This is a genomic window from Desemzia sp. FAM 23990 (assembly GCF_045528485.1).
Lineage (GTDB): Bacteria > Bacillota > Bacilli > Lactobacillales > Carnobacteriaceae > Desemzia.
On the sequence record NZ_JBGQQW010000011.1, the window covers coordinates 13,903 to 38,389 of the forward strand.

The following is a 24,487-nucleotide window of genomic DNA, read 5'->3' on the forward strand; positions in this document are numbered from 1 at the left end:
ATTGGTTAAAGAATTCAAGTTGTCGGCAGGTGAAGATATTATGGAGCGAGCAAAAAAAAGGATTGCAGTTATTGGCGGAGGTATAACCGGTCTTACAGCTGCTTATCGAATAAAACAAAAAATTGAAGCTGAAAATTTACCGTTTGAGTTGATTATTTTGGAAAGTGCTCTTCGAGTAGGTGGTAAGATCTACAGTATGAAAGTGGAGAATCAGTACTTAGATTTAGGAGCTGAATCTATTGATACTCGATATCCAGAAGCAATGGAACTGGTTAAAGAACTGGGATTAGAAGACCAGCTTATTTTTAACGAAGGCGATAAACAAGATTTGTTTTATTATAACGAGTTGCATCAAAATCCTTACCCTACTTATAAAGGTATACCGATAAATAAAAAAGATATTTGGAAGAATAAAATGCTTTCTTTTAACGGTAAAATGGCTACTTTTAAAGATCGTTTCATGCAGCCTGAAGAGCTGGAAGAAGATATAGGAGTAAGCAGTTTCCTGAAAAGAAGACTAGGCGATGAAATTGTCGAACTAATGTTAGAGCCTTTCTTTTCAAAGGTTTATGCAAATGATATAGACGATATGGGTGTTAGAGCAACGAATGAAGTTCTTTTTGATTTGGAACAAGAGTATGGCAGTATTGAAAAAGCCTTGTTGGATCATCCGGAGTTGCAAGATCAATCTGGAAACTATGCGACCTTTGCACAAGGGCTTTCTGTTTTGACGAATAAATTAGAGGAAATTTTAAAGCCGCATATTCAATACAGCAAAAAAGTAGTTGAAATCAAATCGGGAGTAGAAAATACTTATATTCTCAATATAAATCTTAAAGAAGAAGTTAGGGTTGGTGCAATATGTGTGGCAACTCCAACGACAGAATACAGCAAGCTGTTTAAAGATAAAGAACTTAAAAAATATTTTTCTCAAATAAAAGCAGCTTCAGTAGGACACATAGTATTTAGTTTTGACCCAGAAGCAATAAAGAATTATCCTGCTGGATTTGGGATACTCACTCCTAGAAGGAATGATTCATTTGTTTCCTCTATTGTATTTCTCAAGAAAAAATGGCCTACCTTGTATTCTTCAAAAGAAGTTTTGCTGGCAGTCAATTTTGGACGTAAAGGTGAAGACATGATTGTTTCACTCAGCAATAAAGAAATTGAAGAAAAAATCTTAAACGATTTAGAAATGATGCTTGGAATAACCCAAAAGCCGAATTACCGTATCATCAAACGATGGCCGGATGCTATTCCTCAATTCTCTGTTGATTTGGAAAAAAATATGAAAGAAATCGTTGGACCTCTTTTAAAGGAAAAGTATCCCGGGGTCTTAATAGGTGGGAATGGGTTAGAAGGTTACGGTCTTAGCCAATGTATTAGACAAGGAAATGAAATCGGAGTCGAATTGGTCGAAGCAATAAAAGAACGAAATTGTATCTCACGTACAAATGTAGAATAAAAAGTATCTGTAAAACACTCAAATAGAGGTATTTGAGTGTTTTATTATTTAAAAATAGTGTTGAATCCTGTAAAGTAGTAATTGTGAGATAAAAGACTTCTATGAATGTTTCGTGCTTATATTGTTTGAAAAATAATTTTACTAGGAGGTTGCGTATGAAATTAACTGTATTAGGATATTGGGGAGGATACCCTTCAAAGAATGAGGGAACGTCTTCTTATTTAGTAGAGTCTGAGGATTTTCATCTATGGTTAGATGCAGGGAGTGCATCATTGATTGCTTTAGAAAATCATGTAGATCCGATGGACATCGATGCTGTATTGATTTCGCATTATCATTATGATCATATTGCTGATCTAGGAGTCTTTCAATTTACTCGCCAGTTACGTGGCACTGGAGAAAATCGAGCTCCAATTGTTCCTATTTATGGACATACGGAGGATGAAGAAAACTTTAAGAGATTAACAATGGATCGAGTCTCTAAAGGAATTCCTTATCAAGAGGGAGAAACTTTTTCTGTGGGACCATTTGAAGTAGAGACGATGAAAACACTGCATCCTGTTCCTTGTTTTGCTTTTAGGATCACTGAAGTGAAAACTGGAAAAGTATTGGTTTTTACAGCAGATTCAGGCTATTTAGAAAGCTTTATTCCGTTTTCAACTGAAGCCGATGTCGTTTTATGCGACACAAATTTCTTCAGAGGGATGGAAAATCATCGAGTGCATATGACAGCTGTTGAAGCAGGGAGAATAGCCAAACAGGCACAAGTTAAAAAATTGATCTTAACTCATTTGCCTCAAAATGGAGATTTAGAGCTATTGAAAACCCAAGCAATGGAAGAGTTCGAATCTCATTCAGTCATTTTAGCTGAGAAGGATTTAGTGCTGACCATTTAAACGAATGATTCGTTTAAGAACTTTTAAGGGAGAGGCTTTTAGACAAGCGGTTACTTAAAGAAAAGAGGAATGCAATGTGTATTATGTTAAAAACGAACGCAATGGGGTAGAAGTGACAGATCCCCGTTTGAACTTAGCTATTGAATATTATTTATTGAACGAAGTCCATTTAGACGAACCAATCCTATTGTTCTATATTAACGAACCTTCTATTATTATCGGTAGAAATCAAAATGCTTACGAAGAAGTAAACCGTGATTATGTGGAGCAAAACAATATTCATGTTGTCCGTCGTTTTTCTGGCGGTGGAGCTGTATACCATGATTATGGAAACTTGTCTTTTTGTTTTATCACTAAAGATGACGGAGATTCTTTCCGTAATTTCAGCAAGTTTACTGAGCCTGTAATCAACGCATTGCATAAAATTGGTGTTGAAGGTGCAGAATTAAAAGGGCGTAATGATTTACTGATCAATGGTCAAAAATTCTCTGGAAATGCGATGTATTCTAAAAACGGACGTATGACGGCTCATGGAACCATCATGTTTGATAGTGAGATTGATGCAGTTGTAAAAGCATTGAAACCGAAAAAAGAAAAATTAGAATCTAAAGGAATCAAATCTGTTAGAAGTCGCGTAACCAACATCAAACCGTTTATGTCGGATGAGTATCAGTACATGAATACAAAACAATTCCGTGAAAAATTGTTGTTGAATATTTATGATGTGGACTCTGTTGAAAAAGCAAAAGAGTACAAATTGACGGAAAAAGACTGGAAAAAAATTGAAAAATTCTCAAAAGAATATACAGGAAATTGGGAATGGAATTATGGAAGATCTCCTGATTTTGACATCGAACGTGGTCAAAGATTTGCTATTGGTTCAATAGATGTGAAGTTAAACGTTGAAAAAGGAGTCATCAAAGAAGTGAAAATTTATGGAGACTTCTTTGGTCTAGGTGAAATTTCTGATGTAGAAGAAAAATTAGTCGGTATTAAATATGACGCTAAGGAAATTTCGGCAGTGTTAGACAATATAGACATCAAAAAATATTTTGGTGATGTGACAAAAGAAGAATTAGTTCATTTAATGTATTAAGCAAAAAAGCAGTCCGTTCTTTTACGCCATGATTTGGCAAAAAAAACAGACTGTTTTTTTTGTATTCATTTATCTTTTGCGGCCTAATCCCACAGCGTTTTTCATTTTGCGCAATGTTTTATTGGCAACAAATCGAGCAGCTTCTGCACCTTTATCCAGAACCGTATCTAACTCTTCTGACGTTAACAACTCATTGTGACGCTGTTGGATGGGTTCTAAAACAGCAACGACTGCTTCTCCTAGATCTTCTTTAAACTGTCCATATCCTACACCTTCATAACGTTCTACAATGGAAGCCACTGGCTCATCTGTAAAAGAAGAGAAGATAGTCAACAGATTAGAGACACCTGGTTTGTTTTCTGGATCGTATTCAATAATTCCGCTTGAATCCGTCACAGCGCTTTTGATTTTTTTACGAATCACTTTTGGTTCATCCAGCATAGAAATAAACCCTTTTTGATTCTCATCTGATTTGCTCATTTTTTTAGTGGGTTCTTGCAAACTCATGATTCTGCCGCCTGCTTCAGGAATATGAACTTCTGGGAAAGTTAAGATTTCATTGTTGTTTCCGTAACGGTTATTGAAACGTTGAACAAAATCACGAGTCAATTCTAAGTGTTGTTTCTGATCTTCTCCTACAGGCACCAATTCCGCTTGGTACAATATGATGTCTGCTACCATTAGTGGCGGGTAGGTAAGAAGTCCAGCTGATACACCAGCTTTTCCGTTTTTAGCCGATTTATCTTTAAATTGAGTCATACGTTCCAATTCTCCAATTGTCGTGTTGCATTGAACGATCCAAGCAGCTTCTGCATGTGCAGATACTTCAGATTGAATAAAGATAGTCGCTTTTTCTGGATTTAATCCAATAGCTAAATAGAGAGCGGCCAAACTTTTCGTTTGTTGTCTTAATTTTAGACGGTCTTGTGGAACTGTGATGGCATGTTCATCAACGATACAATAGAAGCAATTGAATTCTTCTTGTAACGGAATAAACTGTCTCATCGCTCCAATATAGTTTCCTATGGTAGGTGTTCCACTAGGCTGGATACCTGAAAAAATAGTTTTTGTCATTCTGTACACTCCCTGTATATGTGCATTTCATACTTCTTAAATATCATAACAAAAAAAACAGACTTTGTTATGTAAAAACGCAAAATTTTCATAAACTCGATAGAATTATGATTCGAAATTTTAAAACAAATAATAGATAGCCAAAAAAAACATACATAAAACAAACAATGTAAAGCCTATATTTAATGGAAACAAATAAGATTTCCCTACTTTTTGTGACCAATAGTGAGCAGGTTTTGGTTGGGTTGATTGAGACGAGGAAGCAGATAAACGTCGTTTAAAGATGTGGTGGAACAATAACTGCGTAGAATCAAAAGTTCCCAGAGAAACCATAGCCAAGAAAAAACCTATAAATAAAAATAAAGCGGAAAATAAAAATGTTAAATTGATGGTATACAATAGACTAATGGTTTTATAAAAGACTGGTTGAAGTAGGATACAAACGATCAAAACCAATAAGGTAAAAAATGGGGGATGTTTATAATAGTTCATTATAAGTCTCCTCGTAAAATTAAAATGATGTTCTAATCCATTGCCGATTAGTGACAGCAATGCCTTTATTTTAACACATTGCTAAAGTGAATAATACAAACTTATAAAGCAGTTTAAAATGAAATTAATACTTATTTATAATTATTATAAATATACATAAATAAAGTATAACTCTTATTCTAAAGGGGTTTTTAATGAAAAATGTGAACTGACGAATTATTTTTACCAAAAAGACACAAAAAAAAAAACAATTTTTGACAAAAAGATGTCAAAAAAGGGTAGACTTTAGAAACTTAGTTCGTTATACTATTTGTTGTAAGGTAGTAATTGAGGAACAGACCAAGAAAATAGAGAAACGCAAAAGGAGAGATACATATGGTTACATTATTTACATCACCCAGCTGCACTTCATGTAGAAAGGCAAGAGCATGGTTAGAAGAAAATGACATTCCTTATGTAGAAAGAAATATTTTTTCTGAAGGATTAACGATTACAGAAATAAAATCTATTTTACGTATGACAGAAGACGGTACAGAAGAAATCATTTCCACTCGTTCAAAAGCTTTCCAAGAGTTAAATGTGGATTTAGAAGATATGACTTTACAAGAATTATTTAATCTTATCCAAGATAATCCAGGTTTATTACGTCGTCCGATTATGGTAGATGAAAAGAGATTGCAAGTTGGATACAACGAAGATGAAATTCGTCGTTTCTTACCAAGAGAAGTTCGTGCATTAGAATTGCAAAAAGCTCAAATCATTGCAGGCATTTGAATAGATCGACTCAAAAGAAGAAGATCAATACGTGCTGTTAGCTACCATAAATTTACGTGAGATATAACGAATTAAAAAACTTAAAGAGCTGGTGCCAAATTAATTGGGCTGGCTCTTTTTATATCATTCAAAGCTGAATTCAGATTTTTGACTTTACATTTAGATATTTTACTATACAATAAATTTATAAGATAATTGAGCTTTTTAGCCAGCAATTCTTTAGAATTGCATAGAAAGTAGGTGTAAGACTATGGATATGGAACGAATTGATGAGGACACCATACGAGTAGAAATTGAGCACTCTGATTTGGAAGCAAGAGGAATTAAATTTTTAGATCTGTTAGGTAACCGTAAACAAATTGAACATTTCTTTTATAGTATTTTAGAAGAGGTGGATATTGATGAACAGTTCCATGAATCTGATGCCATTACCTTTCAGGTTTTGCCAAAAGGAAGCGGTCTGGAACTATACATCAGTAAGGATAATCCATCGACTGACCATTTAGATTTATCAACTGCTGATGGTTTCAGCAGAGAGGATATGGCTCAGTACATTCAAAATAAAATAACGGGTGATAATCTAGAAAATGAGATAGATGAGATTGAAGAGATCGATGAAATTGATTCATATCTAAATGATATTACCAAACGAACCAAAGAGTTTGTATTTGAATTCGAAGAGTTTGAAGATTTTATTGGGTTGTCTAGAATGTTGTATTTAGAAAATGGTGTATCAAATGTTTATTTCTACAAGGATCATTATTATCTAGAATTGGTGTTTTTTACAGAAGAGATGCCAGTTGAAAACCCAGATCGTGAATTAGCATTGGTACTGGAATTTGCTAAACATACAACTGTTACAAGCAGTATTTTGGAAGAGTACGGAAAAAGAATCATGGAAAAAAGTGCATTAGAATTAACGCGCTACTATTTCAATTAACAGAAAATAGAATAAAGAGAAAAATAAGACAAAGCTACTTTAGTTTATCTTATTTTTTTTTACCTTAAAAAAAATTCTTCTTTTTTGCGTATAGTATAAGAAATAAACTAGTCGCAACTAAGGAGTGTATAGGTATGTTTGTAGCATTGGATGCAAAAAATTGTCACGTTACTGCGGATCAAGTCGAAAAAGGAAAGGAAAAAGAAACAGAAGCAGCTTTTTTTTGTCCGGGCTGTCGTGAAGCTGTTTTTTTGAAAAAAGGCAAACTTATGCAAGCTCATTTTGCGCATTATACCCAAAATAATTGTTCGGTTTTTTCAGAAGGAGAAACTGAAGAACATTTGTCAGGGAAGAAATTGTTGTATGATTGGTTTAAAAAACAGAATATACCGTGCCAGTTAGAAGCCTATTTGCCTGAATTGAAACAAAGACCTGATTTACTGATTTGGCCGACTAGTCAACACCCTGTTGCAATAGAATTTCAATGCAGTTCTCTATCAATGGAAAAAATGATTGAGCGAACTGAAGGGTACCAGAAGAATGGATATGAAGTAATCTGGATTACAGGCAGTAAATTCCAGTTGAGAAAAAGATTGACTCCATTCCAACAACTTTTCCTGAGATACAGACAGTTGCTTGGTCTCTATTATGTAAGCTTGAATGTTGAGAAAAGAGGAATTGAAGTCTGCTTTCGTATTTCTTTATGTCAACCGGGTCAGTATCCTCGATATCAAAAGCAGAATATACCCTTAGATAAACTAACTTTCTCATTTGACGATTCCATAAAATATTTAAATCCGTTTAAGAAACAGAAAGAGAGTGATTTTTCCTTTACCAAAAGTCATGAATATTTAGTCAAAGGTCGCATTTATCAAAATCCAAAAATGGTAGAATTTCAAAAATACATTTATTATCATGGACAATCTCTTATTTCTTTACCACGAGAAGTTTATCTGCCAATCAAAAATGAAATACTGATCAGGACTATTCCGCATTTTTGGAAATTTATCGTATTAGAATGGATTGAAGGAAAAGGGGTAGGAGCTGTCCTTTCAAAAAAAGACATTGAGGAGAAAATAGATGAGATGAAACACCAAAAAGAAATTGAATTTTTCCATTCTCCTTGTCTACTAGATAATGCCAAAGAAGCTTATCTGTATCAGTATTTGTTTTGTTTGGTGGAAAATAAATTGCTTGCATCTCTTTCGGCAACGGAATGGATCATTCTTAGAACACCTCATTATTATCGGAATGAAAGAGAAAAACTAGAAGATTTCGAAAAAATGGATTTAAAAAAAGAAGTGCTGACTTTGAAGCGAATGGTATGAAAACTAAAAAAGGATGAAAATTAAATGATGAGACTTCATTTATAAGAAAATTATGGTAAGATTAAAAAGTGATGAAAATTTAGGAGGTCATGTCATGAGTGAGACAAACAAATTACCAAAAAGAAACGAAATACCTGAGGAATTAACGTGGGATTTAACGGTTATTTTTCAAACAGATACTGAATTTGAAAAAGCTTATCAACAAGTAGAGTCCAGTCTAGCTAACATCACCAGTTATAAAGGAAGATTGCAAGAGAATGCTGAAACTTTTCAACAAGCTATAGAGACCTTGTTAGCTGTTTCTAATCAATTGGAGACTGTTTATGTTTATGCGCATTTGAAAAATGATCAAGATACAGCGGATTCTCAATATCAAGGAATGTATGATTCAGCATCTTTATTGGCGTCAAAAGCAGGGGAAGCGATGGCTTGGTTCGAACCTGAAGTGTTGGAGCTGCCTGAAGCTCAATTATCTAGTTATTTTGATGAGAACAAAGACTTAGAGTTATACCGTCACTTTATCAATCAAATGACAGACAATCGTGCCCATGTTCTATCGGCTAATGAAGAAGCATTATTGGCTGGTGCAAGTGAAATTTTTGGAGCTTCAAGCAAAACGTTTAGCGTCTTAAACAATGCGGATATCCAATTTCCTGTGATCAAAGATGAAAACGGAGAAGACGTGCAGCTATCTCATGGAGTCTTTGGAGAATTGTTAGAGAGCACCAATCGTTCTGTTCGTGAGCAAGCATTTAAAAAATTGTATGAAGTGTACCAAGGACTAAAAAATACTTTTGCGAGTACATTAGGATCTAATGTGAAATACCACAACTACAATGCTAAAGTACACAATTATGGTTCAGCACGTGAATCAGCTTTAGCAAACAATCATATTCCTGAATCGGTACATGATAACTTATTGGAAGTTGTAGGAGAAAACTTGCCATTACTGCATCGCTATGTGGCTCTTAGAAAAGAGTTGCTTGGTTTAGATAAATTACACATGTACGATATGTATACACCAATTACTGGTGAAGCTGGAATCAAGTACAGCTATGAAGAAGCCAAAGAAGAAACGATGAAAGCTCTTCAACCATTAGGAGAAGAGTATAAATCTGTATTAGAAGAAGCTTTTAAAAATCGTTGGATCGATGTTGTTGAAAATAGCGGAAAACGTAGTGGAGCATACTCTTCGGGAGCATATACTACTAATCCATATATCTTATTGAACTGGCATGATTCGTTAAACAATTTATACACATTAGTTCATGAGTTAGGACATAGTGCTCACAGCTACTTTACGCGAGATAACCAACCGTATGTTTATGGAGATTACTCTATTTTCTTAGCAGAGATTGCTTCTACAACAAATGAAAATATTTTAACTGAATATTTACTTCAAACTGTTACGGATCCTAAAGACCGTATCTACATTTTAAACCATTATTTAGATGGTTTTAAAGGAACTGTCTTCCGCCAAACTCAATTTGCTGAATTCGAACATACAATCCATGAAGAAGCCAGAAAGGGGACACCTTTAACGGCAGAATTCTTAACCAATTATTATGGGGATTTAAATGCTCGTTATTATGGACCTGCAGTTGAGAAAGATCCGGAAATTGCTTATGAGTGGTCTAGAATACCCCATTTCTACTACAATTATTATGTTTACCAATATTCTACTGGTTTCTCTGCAGCTACAGCTTTAGCAGATAAAATCATTCATGGAGAAGAAGGAGCATTAGATAAATACTTAACTTATCTAAAATCCGGAAATAGTGATTACCCGATCGAAGTGATGAAAAAAGCCGGCGTAGACATGACAGAAAAAGAATACATTCAAAAAGCCATGAACGTCTTTGAAAGACGCTTAAATGAATTAGAAGCATTAGTCAAAGAACTGAAGAATGAGGAATAAGTTTTTTTACTGATGATAACTAAAATAGATATTAAAAAGGATTGAGATACTTGTCTCAATCCTTTTTTTGAAGAATAAAAAAAGACTTCGATTGGCTAAATCAAAGTCTGCGAAGAATTATAGCAAGAAACAGTTCTAGTGGAATAATGGATTAGTTTAACACTCTTAATGTTGGAAAAATATTTTTTTCAATAACCGTATCCAATTGATTTGGAGCAATAGAATATAAGTTATTCAATAATGAGTAAGAAACTTTGTTTTCTAATAATAAACCATATTCATACATAGAATCATTAAACATCACACAAGAAGGAGTAGTTTCAACGTTCATTTCACGAGCAACTTTTTGATCAGAAGAGAAAGTTGCTTTTACAAAGTCAGATGCTTTGTCTTCAATGAACATTGGAATATCGACTTTTGTTTGTTCTGCAATTTCTAGAATCAATTGTTCAGAATAAGAACGGTTTTGGTCAAATAGGGCTTCTTGTAAATGCAATAAAAAATTGCGTCCTTTTTTCTTGCCTTGCATGGAAGCAGCAATAAAAGTTAAACACATATCGTAAGTTTGAGAGAATAATTGATTTCTCATATCCAAATCTTTTTCTGATAGATTGTTTTTGTACATAAAGTGATTAAAACTTGGTAAATTTAAAAGCGGCAAAATGTGCAATTTGACTTTTTCTTGTCTCGTTTTTGTAAAGGTTAATATATTTTGGATGTTTTCAAAACTGTCTTTGTCCATAGGGTTAATAAATAAATAAAATTCAATCACTTGGTTTGTAGTAAGCATTCATCTTCACCTTACATTTTATATTTTTGTTTGTGCCTACTCTTTGTGGCAACATAGACACTTTATCAAAAATAGAAGAAAAATAGTAATTGACTGAACTGATTTTTGAAAAAAGTTGTCAGCCTTGTAACAAACTTGCCACAATTATTGGTAAAGTACCGATATACCAATGCTTTGATGAAGTCACAAGTTTTGACAATTAATTATTTAAGGCATCTTTCATACGAGCTATTTTGTTTTTTCCGATTCTTCTCGAAAGGTGATTCTTGGTTAAAAAGGCATTAAAAAAGGCTATTCCGCTTTCATGATCAGGTGCTTCATACTCCAATTCATAGTCAGTTTTGCCAACATACGAACTTTTGTCCAAGACGATCAATCCTTCAGGAACTTTTTTTTCAAATCGGACAGTCTTTAAAGAACCAAAGCAATAGAGATCGTTCACGCCCACTCCTAATTCAGAAAGCTTAGTTCCTACAGCTCCATCTGCTTTGATCGTGTGGTTGGTGATGTGATGAGAAGCTTCAGCGAGTGTTAAGTTATCTGTGGTTTCCAATAAGTGAAGTCCATAGGGAGTCTTTAACGTCAATTCTGCTGCAAACGGTAAAATCCGTATTCTAAGTCCGGCATTCAAAGTTTTCAATGCCTCAGTAGGAGTATCAAAATAATAATTTTCTTGAGTGAAAAAATCGGATTGTTTGGCTCCTAGCGAATGGAGTAAAGATAAATATTCAGTTTCAGTCAATAGATTTTTAAATTCAATTTCTAGTTCTTCGCTCATTATAAACTCTCCTTCATATCTCTAGTCAGGTTTTGCTATCTAAATTAGTTTAACATAGAATAAGGCTACGCGAAGTTTCTTCTTTAATTCAAAATATGGTAAACTAATATTATTGGAAGCTTATGAAAGCTTAAAAGACAAGAACGATAAAGAAGGTTGTTGCTATGATTGAAAATTGGACTGAATTTTTATCTCCTTATTCACAAGCTGTAGAAGAGTTGAAAGTGAAACTAAGAGGATTGCGGAGACAATACCATGCAGAAAATATGCATAATCCAATAGAATTTGTCACTGGCAGGGTCAAACCAGTTGACAGTATTTTAGGTAAAATGGAATTGCGGAACATTTCGTTTGAAAATTTAGAAAATGAAATGCAAGACATTGCTGGATTGCGTATAATGTGCCAATTTGTAGACGATATTCACGATATAGTAGCGTTGATTCAAAAACGAAAAGATATGACGATTATAGAAGAAAAAGATTATATTTTACACAAAAAAGATAGCGGCTACCGCTCGTATCATATTATTATAGAGTATCCTGTTCAGTTGATAGATGGGGAAAAAAACATCTTAGTGGAAATCCAAATTCGAACGTTGGCGATGAATTTTTGGGCGACTATTGAGCATTCGTTAAACTATAAATACCAAGATGATTTACCTGAAGAGCTTAGATCTCGTCTTGAAAGAGCAGCTGAAGCAGCATTCAGATTGGATGAAGAGATGTCGCAAATCAGAGAAGAAATACGATAAAATGTGTCTGAAATTCTTATAGGATAAGCACCGACAGTCACAAAATAATTGGACATAAGGAGGTCAACTGTGAATATAGGGATTGTAAGTAATGAGAGTGAAAAATCAGTTGCATTAGTAAAACAATTTCGTGAATTAGCTTTAAAAGCTGGTTTGAAATTAGACAATAAAAATCCAGATGTAGTCGTAACAGTAGGAGGAGATGGGACATTGTTGTCTGCTTTTCACCGCTATGCCCATATGTTGAATCAAGTTCGATTTGTAGGGGTGCATACTGGACACTTAGGGTTCTATACGGATTGGCGAGACTTTGAAATCAAAGAACTTGTGGAAAGTTTGATCAGAGATAAAGGTGAAAGTGTGAGCTATCCTTTACTAGATGTGTCCGCAACTTACCAAAGCCGTAAAGAACCTTCTCACTTTTTAGCATTGAATGAATCTGCCATTAAGCGTGTTGATGGTACGATGGTCTGTGATGTTTATATTAAGGATGAATTTTTTGAACGTTTTAGAGGTGACGGAATGTGTGTTTCAACACCTACAGGATCGACTGGATACAATAAATCTGTTGGGGGAGCTGTTATTCATCCCAGAATCAATGCTATCCAAATCGCAGAAATAGCTTCGATAAACAATCGCGTATTTCGCACATTAAGTTCACCGATGATTATCCCTACAGATGAATGGTTGACGTTAAAACCAGTAACTTCTGAAGGATTTGTGTTAACGATTGATCACCTCACCTCTTCAGAGAAAAACATCGTAGAATTGTCTTATCGTGTGGCTGAAGAAAGAATACATTTTGCACGCTACCGCCATACCCATTTTTGGAACCGCGTAGAAGCAGGATTTTTAGGAGCGAAACAAAAGTATGATGTTTAGTTGGCAATACAAAGAAAAAGAACCGATGCAAGTAAAAACTTTTTTAAAACAGCAAGGTGTTTCTAAAGGCTTGTTGGCTCAAGTGAAATTTCAAGGCGGCAAAATAGAAGTCAATCAGAAAGAAACAAAGTCTATTTATAAGCTGTCATTTAATGATCATATACAAATCACCGTTCCGGATGATGAAGGAACGCCTAATATCGAACCCTCGGATCTGCCAATAGATATCGCGTTTGAAGACGATCACTTTTTGATTGTCAATAAACCAGCAGGAGTAGCTTCTATTCCTTCGAACGTCCATCCAAAAGATACCATGGCTAATCGAGTAAAAGGATATTTTAATCAAAAAGAATACCCGAATAAAGTGATTCATATCGTTTCACGGTTGGATCGCGATACATCAGGTTTGATGTTTTTCGCTAAACATCGCTACGCTCATGCACTGATTGATCAAGAGCTGAGAGATAAACGAGTCATAAAAAAATATACTGCCATCATATCTGGGCACTTAAAAAAGCAGCATGGACATATAGACGCACCAATCGCCCGTACAAGTGATTCTATTATTACACGGAGAGTCCATGAAAGTGGCAAACCAGCTTTAACGGAGTATTGGGTAAAGGAAGAATTTGAAAAAAATACTTTAGTTGACATCCAACTGCATACAGGACGTACACATCAAATTAGAGTCCATTTTAGTTCAGTAGGTTTTCCATTGATGGGGGATTCATTATACGGAGGAAAAGAAAATAAGTGTGTTCAAAGGCAAGCTCTGCATTGTCGAGAGCTGTCTTTTTATCATCCGTTCTTAAAAGAAAGAATTGTTCTGATAGCAGACTACCCTAAAGATATTCAAAACTGGAGATTACAACAGATTCATGGCATCACCTCGTAGAAAGGAAGAAACAAAGTGAAAGAAACCCCTGAAAGATTAGAGGATAAATTACAATTTTTAAAACAGTATTTAGCAGACGGCGATATCAATAATTTTAGAAGGTATTTTCTTTCACTGCATACTTATGATCAAGGCCAATTTTATTTATCCTTAGAAGAAGAAGAAAGAAAACGGATGTATAATTTTCTTTCTCCTGAGGAAATGGCGGATTTATTTGATACCATAGAGGAAGATGAAGAGTTTATCGAAGATTATTTGCAAGAAATGAATATCCAATATGCTGCGGATATGTTAAGTGAGATGTACACGGATAACGCCGTTGATATTCTAAATCAGCTGGAGCAAAAACAACAAAAAGAATTTCTAGACTTGATGCCTCTTGATGAGGCGGAAGAAATTAGTGATTTATTAGTTTATGAAGACAATACAGCTGGATCGATTATGACGACTGAATTTGTATCCATTTCAGCAAATCAAACGATCAAAGAAGCCTTAGTAGAGGTTAAGCGACAAGCAGAAGAAGCCGAAACCATTTATTATTTATATGTGACAAATGCAAAAAGACAGCTGGTTGGAGTACTTTCTTTAAGAGATTTGATTACACGTAAAGATGACGAGCTCGTTGGAAATGTCATGGGAACCCGCTTGAAATCTGTAACGGTAACAGATCATCAAGAAGAAGTAGCACACGCTATTCGTGACTATGACTTCTTAGCGGTTCCTGTTATCGATTTAGTGGATCGCTTAGTGGGAATCATCACGGTTGATGATATTATTGATGTTATTGATGAAGAAGCAACCAGTGACTACTCTGGTTTGGCTGGGGTAGACGTAGATGAAAAATCAGAAAATCCCTTTATAGTAGCTTCTAAACGCTTGCCATGGTTAGTGACCTTATTATTTTTAGGAATGGGAACTTCAACGCTTATCAGCAATTATGAGATTATGGTCAGCAAAGCAAGTATTTTAGCCGTTTTTATTTCATTGATTACTGGGACTGCAGGGAATGCAGGAACGCAATCATTGGCTGTAGCTGTTCGCAGATTGGCTGAAAAAGAAGATCGACAAAACAAAATTGGCCGGATGATTTGGGGAGAACTTTCTTCAGGACTCATTACTGGACTCGTGACCGGAATCACTGTTTTCTTATTGATCGGTATTTGGCAATCAAACTTTGTGCTAGGCCTGGTTATTGGAGTAGCAATGCTGTTTGCAATCACTATCGCCAATCTAGCAGGAAGCCTGATTCCAGTATTGATGGATAAGTTGGGATTTGATCCGGCAGTAGCGAGTGGTCCGTTTATAACGACATTAAGTGATTTGACCAGTGTATTTATTTATTTTAATATTGCCGCTTATTTTTTAAATTTTCTCTGATCCGCTAATTAAAAACCACCACAAAGGGTGGAGCTGTTGTAGCTCGACCTTTGTGGTGGTTTTACAATATAAAAATTCCCCGTCATCTTTAAATTTCTGATGGGTGTAGTTCTTTTTTCATTGAATGGTGGGGAATTCCCGCATCCATAAAACCTTCACTGTCCGTGATTTGGAATCCGATCTTTTCATAAAATGGTATAGCATAGTCTTGTGCATCAAGTACCATAGCTTCTCCACCCAATTGAGCAGCATAGCGTCCTACTTCGTGCATTAATTGAGCGCCTAATTGCTGTCCGCGCAAATCTGAGTCTACTGCAACGCGCTGTATTTTATAAGTCTTTGGAGATTTTTCATACATCCGAGCTGTAGCAACTGCAACGTGATTAGAGTAGCCCACAACATGAAGTGTCTTATCTTCTAATTCATCAATTTCTAAGTCCATTGGTACCTTTTGTTCTTCAACGAAAACTTTCTTACGGATGGATAATGCATCCGTATATGTAATAGATTCAAGATCAGTCGTCCATTCGAACTTCATTTTTATCAGCCCCGTTTTCTTATTAGTTGTTAATTAGAGTAACACAATCAGAAAAAAAGAACAATTCAAAAAACTGGTACAGGTCTATATAAAAAATAGTGTAGCTGCTTTCAATTTTTTTGAAAAAAGGGATATTCATTTTAAATGTCGATAGAATTTACAAAAATAAAGTAAAAAAAGTGTACTATATACTTAGAAAAGAATTTTCAAGTTGGTAAAGTGAAGTCTAAAAAAATGAAGGAAAAATCATTTATTAAAATAGAGAATTAAGGAATGTGAAAAGTATGAAACGTGTTATTTTAGCAGAGAAACCTTCACAAGCACAAGCCTATGCTGAGTCATTTGGCAAATACTCCAAAAAAGACGGCTATATCGTGTTGCACTCATCCACTGATATTATCACATGGGGATTTGGGCATCTGGTGGAATTGGCTGCTCCTGATGAATACAAAGAAAAATGGAAAAAATGGGATATGAGAGAATTGCCTATCATCCCAGAACAATTTAAATTCAAAGTAGGCCGAGGAAAAACCAAGCAATTTCAAGTAGTAAAAAAGTTATTAAAAGACGCTGACCAAATTGTTATAGCAACCGATAGCGATCGAGAAGGGGAAAATATTGCGAGATCAATTATCCATCAAGCAAAAGTGGAGAATAAAGAAATCAAGCGATTATGGATTAATTCTTTGGAAGCAGATGAAATCCAAAAAGGGTTTAATGCTCTAAGAGAAGGGAGAGACTTTTATTCTGCTTATATTGAAGCACAAACTAGACAAATCAGCGATTGGTTAGTGGGCATTAATTTATCTCGCCTGTATACGTTATCGCTACAGAAAAAAGGTATTAACGAAGGGGTATTTAGTGTAGGACGTGTTCAAACACCAACCTTGTATATGATTTATAATCGTCAAAAAGAAATTGACACGTTTGTTCCTCAACCTTTTTATGAATTACACGCTATGGTAACTACTGAAAATGGAACCTTTAAAGCCAAATATACTAAAAAATTTCAAACAAAAAAAGAATTGCAAGAATTGATACAAACGCATCTATTACTAGCTAATAATCCAGGTACGATCACGGAGGTAAAAACAAAAAGAATCTCACAGCCGTCGCCATATTTATTTTCTTTAAGCGACTTACAGAGTCTTGTCAATAAGAAATATAAAGTGAGCCCTTCAGACACGTTAAAACATGTACAGTCACTTTATGAGGCTAAATTACTGAGTTATCCTCGAAGTGATTGCCGGCATATTACAGATTCAGAGTTCTATTATCTGCTTGACAGATTGGAAGGCTATCAAAGTGTACTAAACTACGCTATTGATCAGCCTAATAAAAGCAAACGCAAGCGTTATGTTGATGGATCGAAAGTACAAGAACACTATGCCATTATTCCCACAAAAAAAGTACCGACACAAAAAGAATTAACGAAACTTTCTTCTATTCAAAAAGAAATTTACTTTACGGTGTTGAAACGAACAGTAGCCATGTTCGAAACAGATTATCAATATGATGAAACCGTTGTTACTGTAGATATTAAGGGAGTGCCTTTTATCAGTAAAGGGAAAACGGTACTGGATAAAGGCTGGCGAAGACTGGAATTTTCGATGAGCCAGAAAACAGAGAAGGAAGAGAATACAGAGCTGCCTTTGCTGAGAGAAAAAGAATCTGTTGATACTGAATTAAAAACAACAGAAGGATTTACATCTCCGCCAAAAGCATACACAGAGGGAACTTTAATCACAGCAATGAAGACGTGTGGCAAAGAGTTGGAAAATGAAGAAGAAAAAGAAATTTTAAAAGCGACTGAAGGAATAGGCACAGAGGCGACAAGGGCGAACGTCCTTGAAACACTAAAAAAACAAACCTACATTGATATTCAAAAAAGTAATGTGACGATCACTCCAAAAGGGGTCATACTCTGTCAAGCAGTGGAAAATACCTTATTAAGCAGCCCTGAGATGACAGCTAAGTGGGAAACCTATTTAAAGAAAATAAAGAAAGAAGAAGGTACGCAACAAGCTTTCTTGACGAATATCCAAAAATTTATTCATCATACCATCGTTTCAAGTGCTGAAGTGATGGAAAGGAGTGACTGGTCTGACCAGATAAGCGCTTCGACCTCTGCAAAAAAAGAAGTTGGAATATGCCCTGTATGCGGGAAATCGATAATGGATAAAGGAAAATTTTATGGTTGTCAGGGATACAGTAACGGTTGTTCATTTACCTTGCCGAAACGTTTTATAGGAAAAACGTTGTCTGAGGCTACCATCAAAAAGCTGCTGTCTCAGAGAGAGTCTGCACTATTAAAAGGATTTAAGAAAAAAAATGGACAACTATTTTCAGCTGCTCTGATACTAAATGAAGAGTATAAGTTGACATTTAAACCGTACGAAAAAGCGGATAAATAAGTAAGCAGCTTGTAAGGAAACCCTTCAACGGCAAATGTTGAAGGGTTTTTGCTATCGTTTTTAAAAAGGGGTTATGGAAAATGATCAGAACTGATTTTGCGAAAGAAAAGAAATTTGAAAACAAAAACCTGCCTTTCATTCTCAAACTCTTTAGCTTATACTAAAATTATAAAAAATTACATAGAATGGAGTTAAATAAATGTCTGAAAAAACAATTGATGTCGTTAAAAAACTAACTACGATTCCTTCTCCAACAGGCAATACATACGAAATCATTGCGTCAATCCAATCTACCTTGGTAAAAGCAGGGTATCAACCGACTATTAATCGAAAAGGGAGTTTAATTGTTACCGTAGAGGGCGAAACCAAGGAACAAGAACGCTTCATCACTGCTCATGTAGATACATTAGGAGCGATGGTCCGCGCCATCAAACCAGATGGCCGTTTGAAAATCGATTTGATTGGTGGATTTCGATTCAATGCTATTGAAGGAGAATACTGCACTATTCATACTGCGAATGATACTACTTACTCTGGCACAATCCTGATGCACCAAACGAGCGTTCATGTGTATAAAGATGCCGGAGAAGCAGAAAGGAACCAAGACAACATCGAAGTTAGAATAGACGAAAAAATCACAAACGCTGAAGAAACTAAAGCTCTTGGAATTTCAGTCGGAGACTTTATCAGCTTCGATGCTCGTACCGAAATTACAGAAACAGGTTTTATCAAGTCGCGTCACTTAGATGACAAAGTGAGCGTAGCAATCTTGATCCAATTCTTGAAGAAATTAAAGACAGACAATAGAAAATTGCCGTATACGACGCATTTTTTTATCTCGAACAATGAAGAAATCGGATATGGCGGCAACTCCAATATTTCAGATAAAGTAGTGGAGTATTTAGCAGTTGATATGGGAGCTATGGGCGATGACCAACAAACAGATGAATATTCTGTTTCCATTTGTGTGAAAGATGCGAGCGGTCCATATCACTATGAATTTAGAAAAAACTTGACTAACTTGTGTGAAAAAAATCAAATCCCGTACCAATTAGATATTTATCCTTATTATGGAAGCGATGCTTCAGCAGCTATGAAAGCAGGAGCCGACGTACGACATGCCTTGATCGGAGCTGGAATTGATGCTAGCCACGCCTATGAAAGAACGCATAATGACTCGATAGTTGCCACCGAACAATTAGTGGAAAATTACCTGTTCTCAAAAATGAATTAAAAAATTTATGACCCTTCGCGAAAGAGGAATGCAAAATATGAATAAAATGAAAGATTCTAAGTTGATGTTCTGGACAGTGTGGCTATTGGTAGTCGTCACCATTATTTTTATTATGACAAAAATCGACTTCCTATTTTTCCCCGTCACAACATTTATAGCTACACTGTTTATGCCGATTCTAACTGCTGGATTTCTGTATTACCTGCTGACTCCGATTGTATCTTTACTGGAAAAAATCAATATCAAAAGAAAAATCGCTACTCCTATCGTACTCTTGGTTTTTATTAGCATTGTAATCATTTTGGTTTTGACATTGATTCCAGCCATTCTGACACAAATCGGGCAATTACTGGAGAACTTGCCAAAAGTAGTCAATAATTTAGAAATGCAATTAGCCAAATTAGAAGAGCAAGAGTGGTTTAAGGAAATTGATGTTACTGAAATCGTGGATTCTTTTGGATTGACGATAAGAAGTGTTTCGAATTTCTTGATCACAAATGTCACCACAAGTTTGGGCTCTCTAGTCGGTATCGTAACCAATGCAGCGATTTTTATTGTTACCGTACCGATTATGTTATTTTATATGTTCCGTGATGGCAGTAAATTGCCCCAAGCCATCTCTCGGTTTTTACCTTTTGAGTACCGGACAGAAATGATTGGTTTAATGGGACAGATGAACAATACCATTTCTTCTTATATTAGTGGACAAGCTTTAGTGTGTTTATTCATTGGTATCTTTACTTATTTAGGGTATTTACTCGTTGGGCAGCCTTATGCATTGCTGTTAGGACTGATTGCCGGCGTAACGAATATCATTCCTTATCTTGGACCATTTATCGGTGCTGCTCCAGCCGTTGTCTTGGCTCTGACCATCTCACCTGTTCAAGCTTTGAAAGTAGCTCTAGTAGTATTGGTCATTCAACAAATTGAAAGCAATCTGGTTTCACCTAATATCATAGGGAAATCCTTAGATATCCATCCACTGACCATCATCGTATTGTTATTGGTGGCAGGAAATCTATCAGGTGTGCTGGGAATGATCATAGCTGTTCCGACTTATGCAGTGACCAAAACTATTATTAGCTATCTTCACAATATGTACAAGCTTAGAAAAGAATACAAATATCGGAATTTGAAAAAAAATACACGAACTTCTGAATAAAAAATACACGAACTTCTGAATAAAGCATTGACAAGTTTGTGAAAGATGTAGTATTCTGTGACCTGTGAATAAGAACAACTTTTATTCATCAAATACCGAAATTAGACCAAGATGAGGTCCATCAGGAGGATTCACAATGAAAGTAATAGTAGTAGGTTGTACGCATGCTGGAACATCAGCTGTAAAAACAATTCTAAATGACAACCCAAATGTAGAAGTAACTGTTTTTGAACGTAATGACAATGTGTCATTCTTATCTTGTGGAATTGCCCTTTATGTAGGTGGGGTTGTGAAAGATCCAGCAGGGTTGTTTTACTCAAATCCTGAAGAATTAGCTTCAATGGGTGCATCAGTACACATGGAGCATAATGTTACAAAAATTGATACTGCAGCTAAAAAAGTAGTTGTAGAAAACATCAAAACTGGAGAAGTTTTTGAAGAATCTTACGACAAACTAGTTAATACGACAGGTTCATGGCCAATCGTTCCTCCAATCTCTGGAATCGATTCTAAAAATATCTTATTGTGCAAAAACTACAATCAAGCCAACGAAATCATTCGCCAAGCTAAAGACAAACAAAAAGTTGTTATTGTTGGTGGAGGATATATTGGTATTGAATTAGTTGAAGCATTTGCTGAATCTGGTAAAGATGTTACTTTGATTGATGGATTAGACAGAATCTTAAATAAATATTTAGATGCAGAACTTACAGATGTATTAGAACACGACTTGCAAGAGCGTGGCATTAAATTAGCTCTAAACCAAACAGTAAATGGTTTCGAAGCTAACGAGAATGGTGAAGTAAGTAAAGTGGTTACTTCTGGCGGTTCATTTGATACTGAAATGGTTATCATGTGTGTTGGATTCCGTCCAAACAATGAACTATTGAAAGGTCAAGTAGACATGTTGCCAAATGGCGCTATCTTAGTTGACGAATACATGAGAACAAGCAACGAAGATGTTTACGCTGCTGGAGACAGTTGTGCAGTACACTACAATCCAAACGGCGGATCTGCTTACATTCCGTTAGCTACAAATGCTGTTCGTATGGGTACGTTAGTTGGTAAAAACATTATTGAACCAACTGTTAAATACCGTGGGACTCAATCCACTTCTGGATTGTACTTGTTTGGTTTCAATATTGGTTCTACAGGTGTGAATGTGAACAGTGCTTCTCACTTTGGATTAGACGTACGTTCAGTCGTAGTGGAAGATTTCTACCGTCCTGAATTTATGCCGACAAACGAAAAACTATTGATGAAATTAGTGTACGAAGTAGGAACAAACCGTATCGTGGGTGGACAAGTAATGTCTAAATACGATATCACTCAATCTGCTAATACATTGTCTTTAGCTATTCAAAACAAAATGACTATTGAAGACTTGGCTTACGTTGATTTCTTCTTCCAACCAGTATTCGATCGTCCTTGGAACTACTTGAACTTACTTGCACAAGCTGCAGTAGAACAAGAAAGAAAAATCAAAGTAGAAGCAACCGTATAAAAATAGACCAAGATGAAAAAGGCTGGGATTTTTCCCAGCCTTTTTTGTATTTGTTTGATTAAAAGAGATCCGTTGCGCATAAAACGACATTTGTCTCGCCCTTAGTTTCAAGTTATGATATAATACATTAGTTGTAGTTGAAATTTAACTAAAAAGCACGCAGCAAATGATAGGTTATTGATGATAAGATGTATAAATATCATTGGTAAGTTGAACTTATCACGAGCAACCGTGTTCGTTTATTCATATAAAAAATATAGATTATACTAAAAAAAGAGGGATTTAAAAATGAAACAAACGTTAAAAGAGGAAGTGTCATCCCGGAGAACTTTTGCCATTATTTCCCATCCGGATGCTGGTAAAACAACCATTACGGAACAATTGTTGCTTTTTGGGGGAGCGATTCGTCAAGCTGGGACAGTAAAAGGGAAAAAAACCGGAAAATTTGCAAAATCTGACTGGATGGAAATTGAAAAGCAACGTGGAATCTCTGTTACTAGTTCAGTTATGCAGTTTGATTACCAAGACAAACGCATCAATATCTTGGACACACCAGGACATGAGGATTTCTCAGAAGACACGTATCGAACGTTGATGGCTGTAGATAGTGCAGTTATGGTGATCGATAGTGCCAAAGGGATCGAGCCGCAAACGAAGAAATTATTCAAAGTTTGTCGTATGCGAGGGATTCCAATTTTCACCTTTATCAATAAATTAGACCGTGATGGAAGAGAGCCATTGGATCTGATTGATGAGTTGGAAGAAGTGTTAGAGATCGATGCTTACCCTATGAACTGGCCGATTGGTATGGGTAAAGGGCTGCTTGGTTTATATGATTTATACAATAATCGTGTAGAAGTTCATCGTCCTGAAGTAAATGGAATGAACGGCGAAGCATACGCTCCATTGGACGAAGATGGCGAAATCATTGGAGAACATCCATTGAAGCAATATTCTTTATACAATCAAGCGTTAGAAGATGCGCAATTATTAAGTGAAGCAGGAAATGTATTTTCAAGAGAAAAAATACAAGCTGGAGAATTGACACCTGTATTTTTTGGTTCTGCTTTAACAAACTTTGGAGTTCAAACGTTCTTAGATACTTATTTAGAATTCGCTCCAGGACCATCTGCTCATGAAACAAAAGAAGATGAAAAAGTTGACCCAGCTTATGAAAAATTTTCAGGTTTTATTTTCAAGATTCAAGCGAACATGAATCCTGCTCACCGTGACCGAATCGCGTTTGTGCGTATTTGTTCAGGGAAATTTGAACGGGGAATGGACGTAACGCTTGCTAGAACGGCTAAGAAAATGAGATTGTCCAATTCCACTCAATTTATGGCTGAAACACGTGAGACAGTGGAACATGCAGTTGCTGGAGACATTATTGGTCTATACGATACTGGTAACTTCCAAATTGGAGATACCATTTATGAAAACAACTTAAATGTGGAATTTGAAAATCTTCCACAATTTACGCCTGAGTTGTTTATGAAAGTTTCCGCTAAAAATGTCATGAAACAAAAATCTTTCCACAAAGGTGTGCAACAATTGGTTCAAGAAGGAGCCATCCAGTTGTACAAAACGTATCATACAGAAGACTACATTATTGGCGCTGTAGGTCAGTTGCAATTTGAAGTATTCCAACACAGAATGTTACACGAATACAATTCAGAAATCATTATGACGCCAATGGGAACTAAGATTGCACGTTGGATCGATGAAAAAGACTTAGATGAAAATATGTCTTCTAGTCGGAATATCTTAGCGAAAGACCGTTTCGACAATCCGTTGTTCTTATTCGAAAATGAATTTGCTATGCGCTGGTTTGCAGACAAATATCCAGACGTGGAATTAAAAAGCTTACTGTAAAAAGCAATGAATTATCCTTGCTTAGTATAAAAAAACGTCTCATTTCATTCCTGTATCAGGATTGAAAGAGACGTTTTTGTTTGGTGAGGAATAAATTCGACAAAATCAATGAAGTCGTTTCAATTTGATACGTAAGCAATAGAATTTTCATGCAGTTTGAAACAGCAGAATAAACTTTTTTTCTCTCTGACTGTTTTAAACTGCATGTTGGAGGGTCCTGTATCAAAATGTTATTGAACTTCCAGTTTTTTGAAAAGCTGATCGGAAATACCTCTAGAGTAGTTTTTTGCTTAATGGTTGTCTTAA

Annotated in this window: 21 protein-coding genes; 16 read left to right on the plus strand and 5 right to left on the minus strand. The window is 35.6% G+C overall.

Annotated features, from left to right (window positions below; all coding sequences use genetic code 11):
- Window position 1 precedes the first annotated feature (1 nt).
- From hemG to ACEN4I_RS05955, 3 genes are all read left to right on the plus strand, one after another.
- Window positions 2-1,465, plus strand: coding sequence for a protoporphyrinogen oxidase (hemG, locus tag ACEN4I_RS05945; RefSeq protein ID WP_407102506.1), 1,464 nt, complete (start codon window positions 2-4; stop codon window positions 1,463-1,465).
- A gap of 155 nt (window positions 1,466-1,620) precedes the next feature.
- Window positions 1,621-2,361, plus strand: a complete 741-nt coding sequence (locus ACEN4I_RS05950) for an MBL fold metallo-hydrolase (protein ID WP_407095759.1) — start codon at window positions 1,621-1,623, stop codon at window positions 2,359-2,361.
- Window positions 2,362-2,437: 76 nt separating this feature from the next.
- On the plus strand, window positions 2,438-3,457 hold the full coding sequence (locus tag ACEN4I_RS05955; protein WP_407102505.1) for a lipoate--protein ligase: 1,020 nt from the start codon (window positions 2,438-2,440) through the stop codon (window positions 3,455-3,457).
- A 69-nt stretch (window positions 3,458-3,526) separates the two neighbouring features.
- On the opposite strand, the gene trpS is transcribed toward ACEN4I_RS05955, so the two are convergent.
- Together trpS and ACEN4I_RS05965 are read right to left on the minus strand one after the other, a co-directional pair.
- Window positions 3,527-4,531 carry a tryptophan--tRNA ligase gene (gene trpS, locus ACEN4I_RS05960; RefSeq protein WP_407095761.1) on the minus strand — a complete coding sequence of 335 codons (1,005 nt, stop codon included), beginning with the start codon at window positions 4,529-4,531 and terminating at the stop codon, window positions 3,527-3,529.
- Window positions 4,532-4,651: 120 nt separating this feature from the next.
- Window positions 4,652-5,023, minus strand: a complete 372-nt coding sequence (locus ACEN4I_RS05965; RefSeq protein WP_407102504.1) for a DUF3899 domain-containing protein — start codon at window positions 5,021-5,023, stop codon at window positions 4,652-4,654.
- Between the two features lie 375 nt (window positions 5,024-5,398).
- Here ACEN4I_RS05965 and spxA point away from each other — a divergent pair, with 375 nt between their 5' ends.
- The 4 genes from spxA (at window position 5,399) to pepF (ending at window position 9,983) form a co-directional block, all read left to right on the plus strand.
- Complete coding sequence (gene spxA, locus ACEN4I_RS05970) at window positions 5,399-5,797, plus strand: transcriptional regulator SpxA (protein ID WP_407095763.1); 399 nt, start codon at window positions 5,399-5,401, stop codon at window positions 5,795-5,797.
- A 250-nt stretch (window positions 5,798-6,047) separates the two neighbouring features.
- Window positions 6,048-6,737: an adaptor protein MecA gene (locus tag ACEN4I_RS05975; RefSeq protein WP_407095764.1), complete on the plus strand. Its 690-nt coding sequence runs from the start codon at window positions 6,048-6,050 to the stop codon at window positions 6,735-6,737.
- Between the two features lie 134 nt (window positions 6,738-6,871).
- A complete protein-coding gene (locus tag ACEN4I_RS05980) occupies window positions 6,872-8,065 on the plus strand; it encodes a competence protein CoiA (protein ID WP_407095765.1) in 1,194 nt (397 codons plus the stop codon).
- Window positions 8,066-8,159: 94 nt separating this feature from the next.
- Window positions 8,160-9,983, plus strand: a complete 1,824-nt coding sequence (gene pepF, locus ACEN4I_RS05985) for an oligoendopeptidase F (protein ID WP_407102503.1) — start codon at window positions 8,160-8,162, stop codon at window positions 9,981-9,983.
- 151 nt (window positions 9,984-10,134) lie between these two features.
- On the opposite strand, the gene ACEN4I_RS05990 is transcribed toward pepF, so the two are convergent.
- Together ACEN4I_RS05990 and ACEN4I_RS05995 are read right to left on the minus strand one after the other, a co-directional pair.
- A complete protein-coding gene (locus tag ACEN4I_RS05990) occupies window positions 10,135-10,773 on the minus strand; it encodes a DsbA family protein (protein WP_407095767.1) in 639 nt (212 codons plus the stop codon).
- Between the two features lie 199 nt (window positions 10,774-10,972).
- Window positions 10,973-11,551, minus strand: coding sequence for a CYTH domain-containing protein (locus tag ACEN4I_RS05995; protein ID WP_407095768.1), 579 nt, complete (start codon window positions 11,549-11,551; stop codon window positions 10,973-10,975).
- 164 nt (window positions 11,552-11,715) lie between these two features.
- Between ACEN4I_RS05995 and ACEN4I_RS06000 the strand changes: the two genes are divergently transcribed.
- The 4 genes from ACEN4I_RS06000 to mgtE all read left to right on the plus strand — a co-directional run bounded on the left by ACEN4I_RS06000 (window position 11,716) and on the right by mgtE (window position 15,457).
- Window positions 11,716-12,303 carry a GTP pyrophosphokinase family protein gene (locus ACEN4I_RS06000; RefSeq protein WP_407095769.1) on the plus strand — a complete coding sequence of 196 codons (588 nt, stop codon included), beginning with the start codon at window positions 11,716-11,718 and terminating at the stop codon, window positions 12,301-12,303.
- Between the two features lie 69 nt (window positions 12,304-12,372).
- Complete coding sequence (locus ACEN4I_RS06005; RefSeq protein ID WP_407095770.1) at window positions 12,373-13,185, plus strand: NAD kinase; 813 nt, start codon at window positions 12,373-12,375, stop codon at window positions 13,183-13,185.
- Window positions 13,175-14,080: an RluA family pseudouridine synthase gene (locus ACEN4I_RS06010; protein ID WP_407102502.1), complete on the plus strand. Its 906-nt coding sequence runs from the start codon at window positions 13,175-13,177 to the stop codon at window positions 14,078-14,080. The genes ACEN4I_RS06005 and ACEN4I_RS06010 overlap by 11 nt, the downstream gene beginning before the upstream one ends.
- A gap of 15 nt (window positions 14,081-14,095) precedes the next feature.
- Complete coding sequence (gene mgtE, locus ACEN4I_RS06015; protein WP_407102501.1) at window positions 14,096-15,457, plus strand: magnesium transporter; 1,362 nt, start codon at window positions 14,096-14,098, stop codon at window positions 15,455-15,457.
- A gap of 88 nt (window positions 15,458-15,545) precedes the next feature.
- Here mgtE and ACEN4I_RS06020 read toward each other — a convergent pair whose 3' ends face one another.
- Complete coding sequence (locus ACEN4I_RS06020; RefSeq protein ID WP_407102500.1) at window positions 15,546-15,995, minus strand: GNAT family N-acetyltransferase; 450 nt, start codon at window positions 15,993-15,995, stop codon at window positions 15,546-15,548.
- 284 nt (window positions 15,996-16,279) lie between these two features.
- On the opposite strand from ACEN4I_RS06020, the gene ACEN4I_RS06025 reads away from it, so the two are divergent.
- The 5 genes from ACEN4I_RS06025 (at window position 16,280) to ACEN4I_RS06045 (ending at window position 24,181) form a co-directional block, all read left to right on the plus strand.
- Complete coding sequence (locus ACEN4I_RS06025; RefSeq protein ID WP_407102499.1) at window positions 16,280-18,409, plus strand: DNA topoisomerase 3; 2,130 nt, start codon at window positions 16,280-16,282, stop codon at window positions 18,407-18,409.
- 199 nt (window positions 18,410-18,608) lie between these two features.
- Window positions 18,609-19,643 carry a M42 family metallopeptidase gene (locus ACEN4I_RS06030; RefSeq protein ID WP_407095775.1) on the plus strand — a complete coding sequence of 345 codons (1,035 nt, stop codon included), beginning with the start codon at window positions 18,609-18,611 and terminating at the stop codon, window positions 19,641-19,643.
- Between the two features lie 37 nt (window positions 19,644-19,680).
- Window positions 19,681-20,805, plus strand: a complete 1,125-nt coding sequence (locus tag ACEN4I_RS06035; protein WP_407095776.1) for an AI-2E family transporter — start codon at window positions 19,681-19,683, stop codon at window positions 20,803-20,805.
- A gap of 136 nt (window positions 20,806-20,941) precedes the next feature.
- A complete protein-coding gene (locus ACEN4I_RS06040; RefSeq protein WP_407095561.1) occupies window positions 20,942-22,309 on the plus strand; it encodes an FAD-dependent oxidoreductase in 1,368 nt (455 codons plus the stop codon).
- A gap of 288 nt (window positions 22,310-22,597) precedes the next feature.
- Window positions 22,598-24,181 (plus strand): peptide chain release factor 3, encoded by a 1,584-nt coding sequence (locus tag ACEN4I_RS06045; protein ID WP_407095560.1) that lies wholly within the window; start codon window positions 22,598-22,600, stop codon window positions 24,179-24,181.
- The last annotated feature ends 306 nt before the right edge of the window (window positions 24,182-24,487 follow it).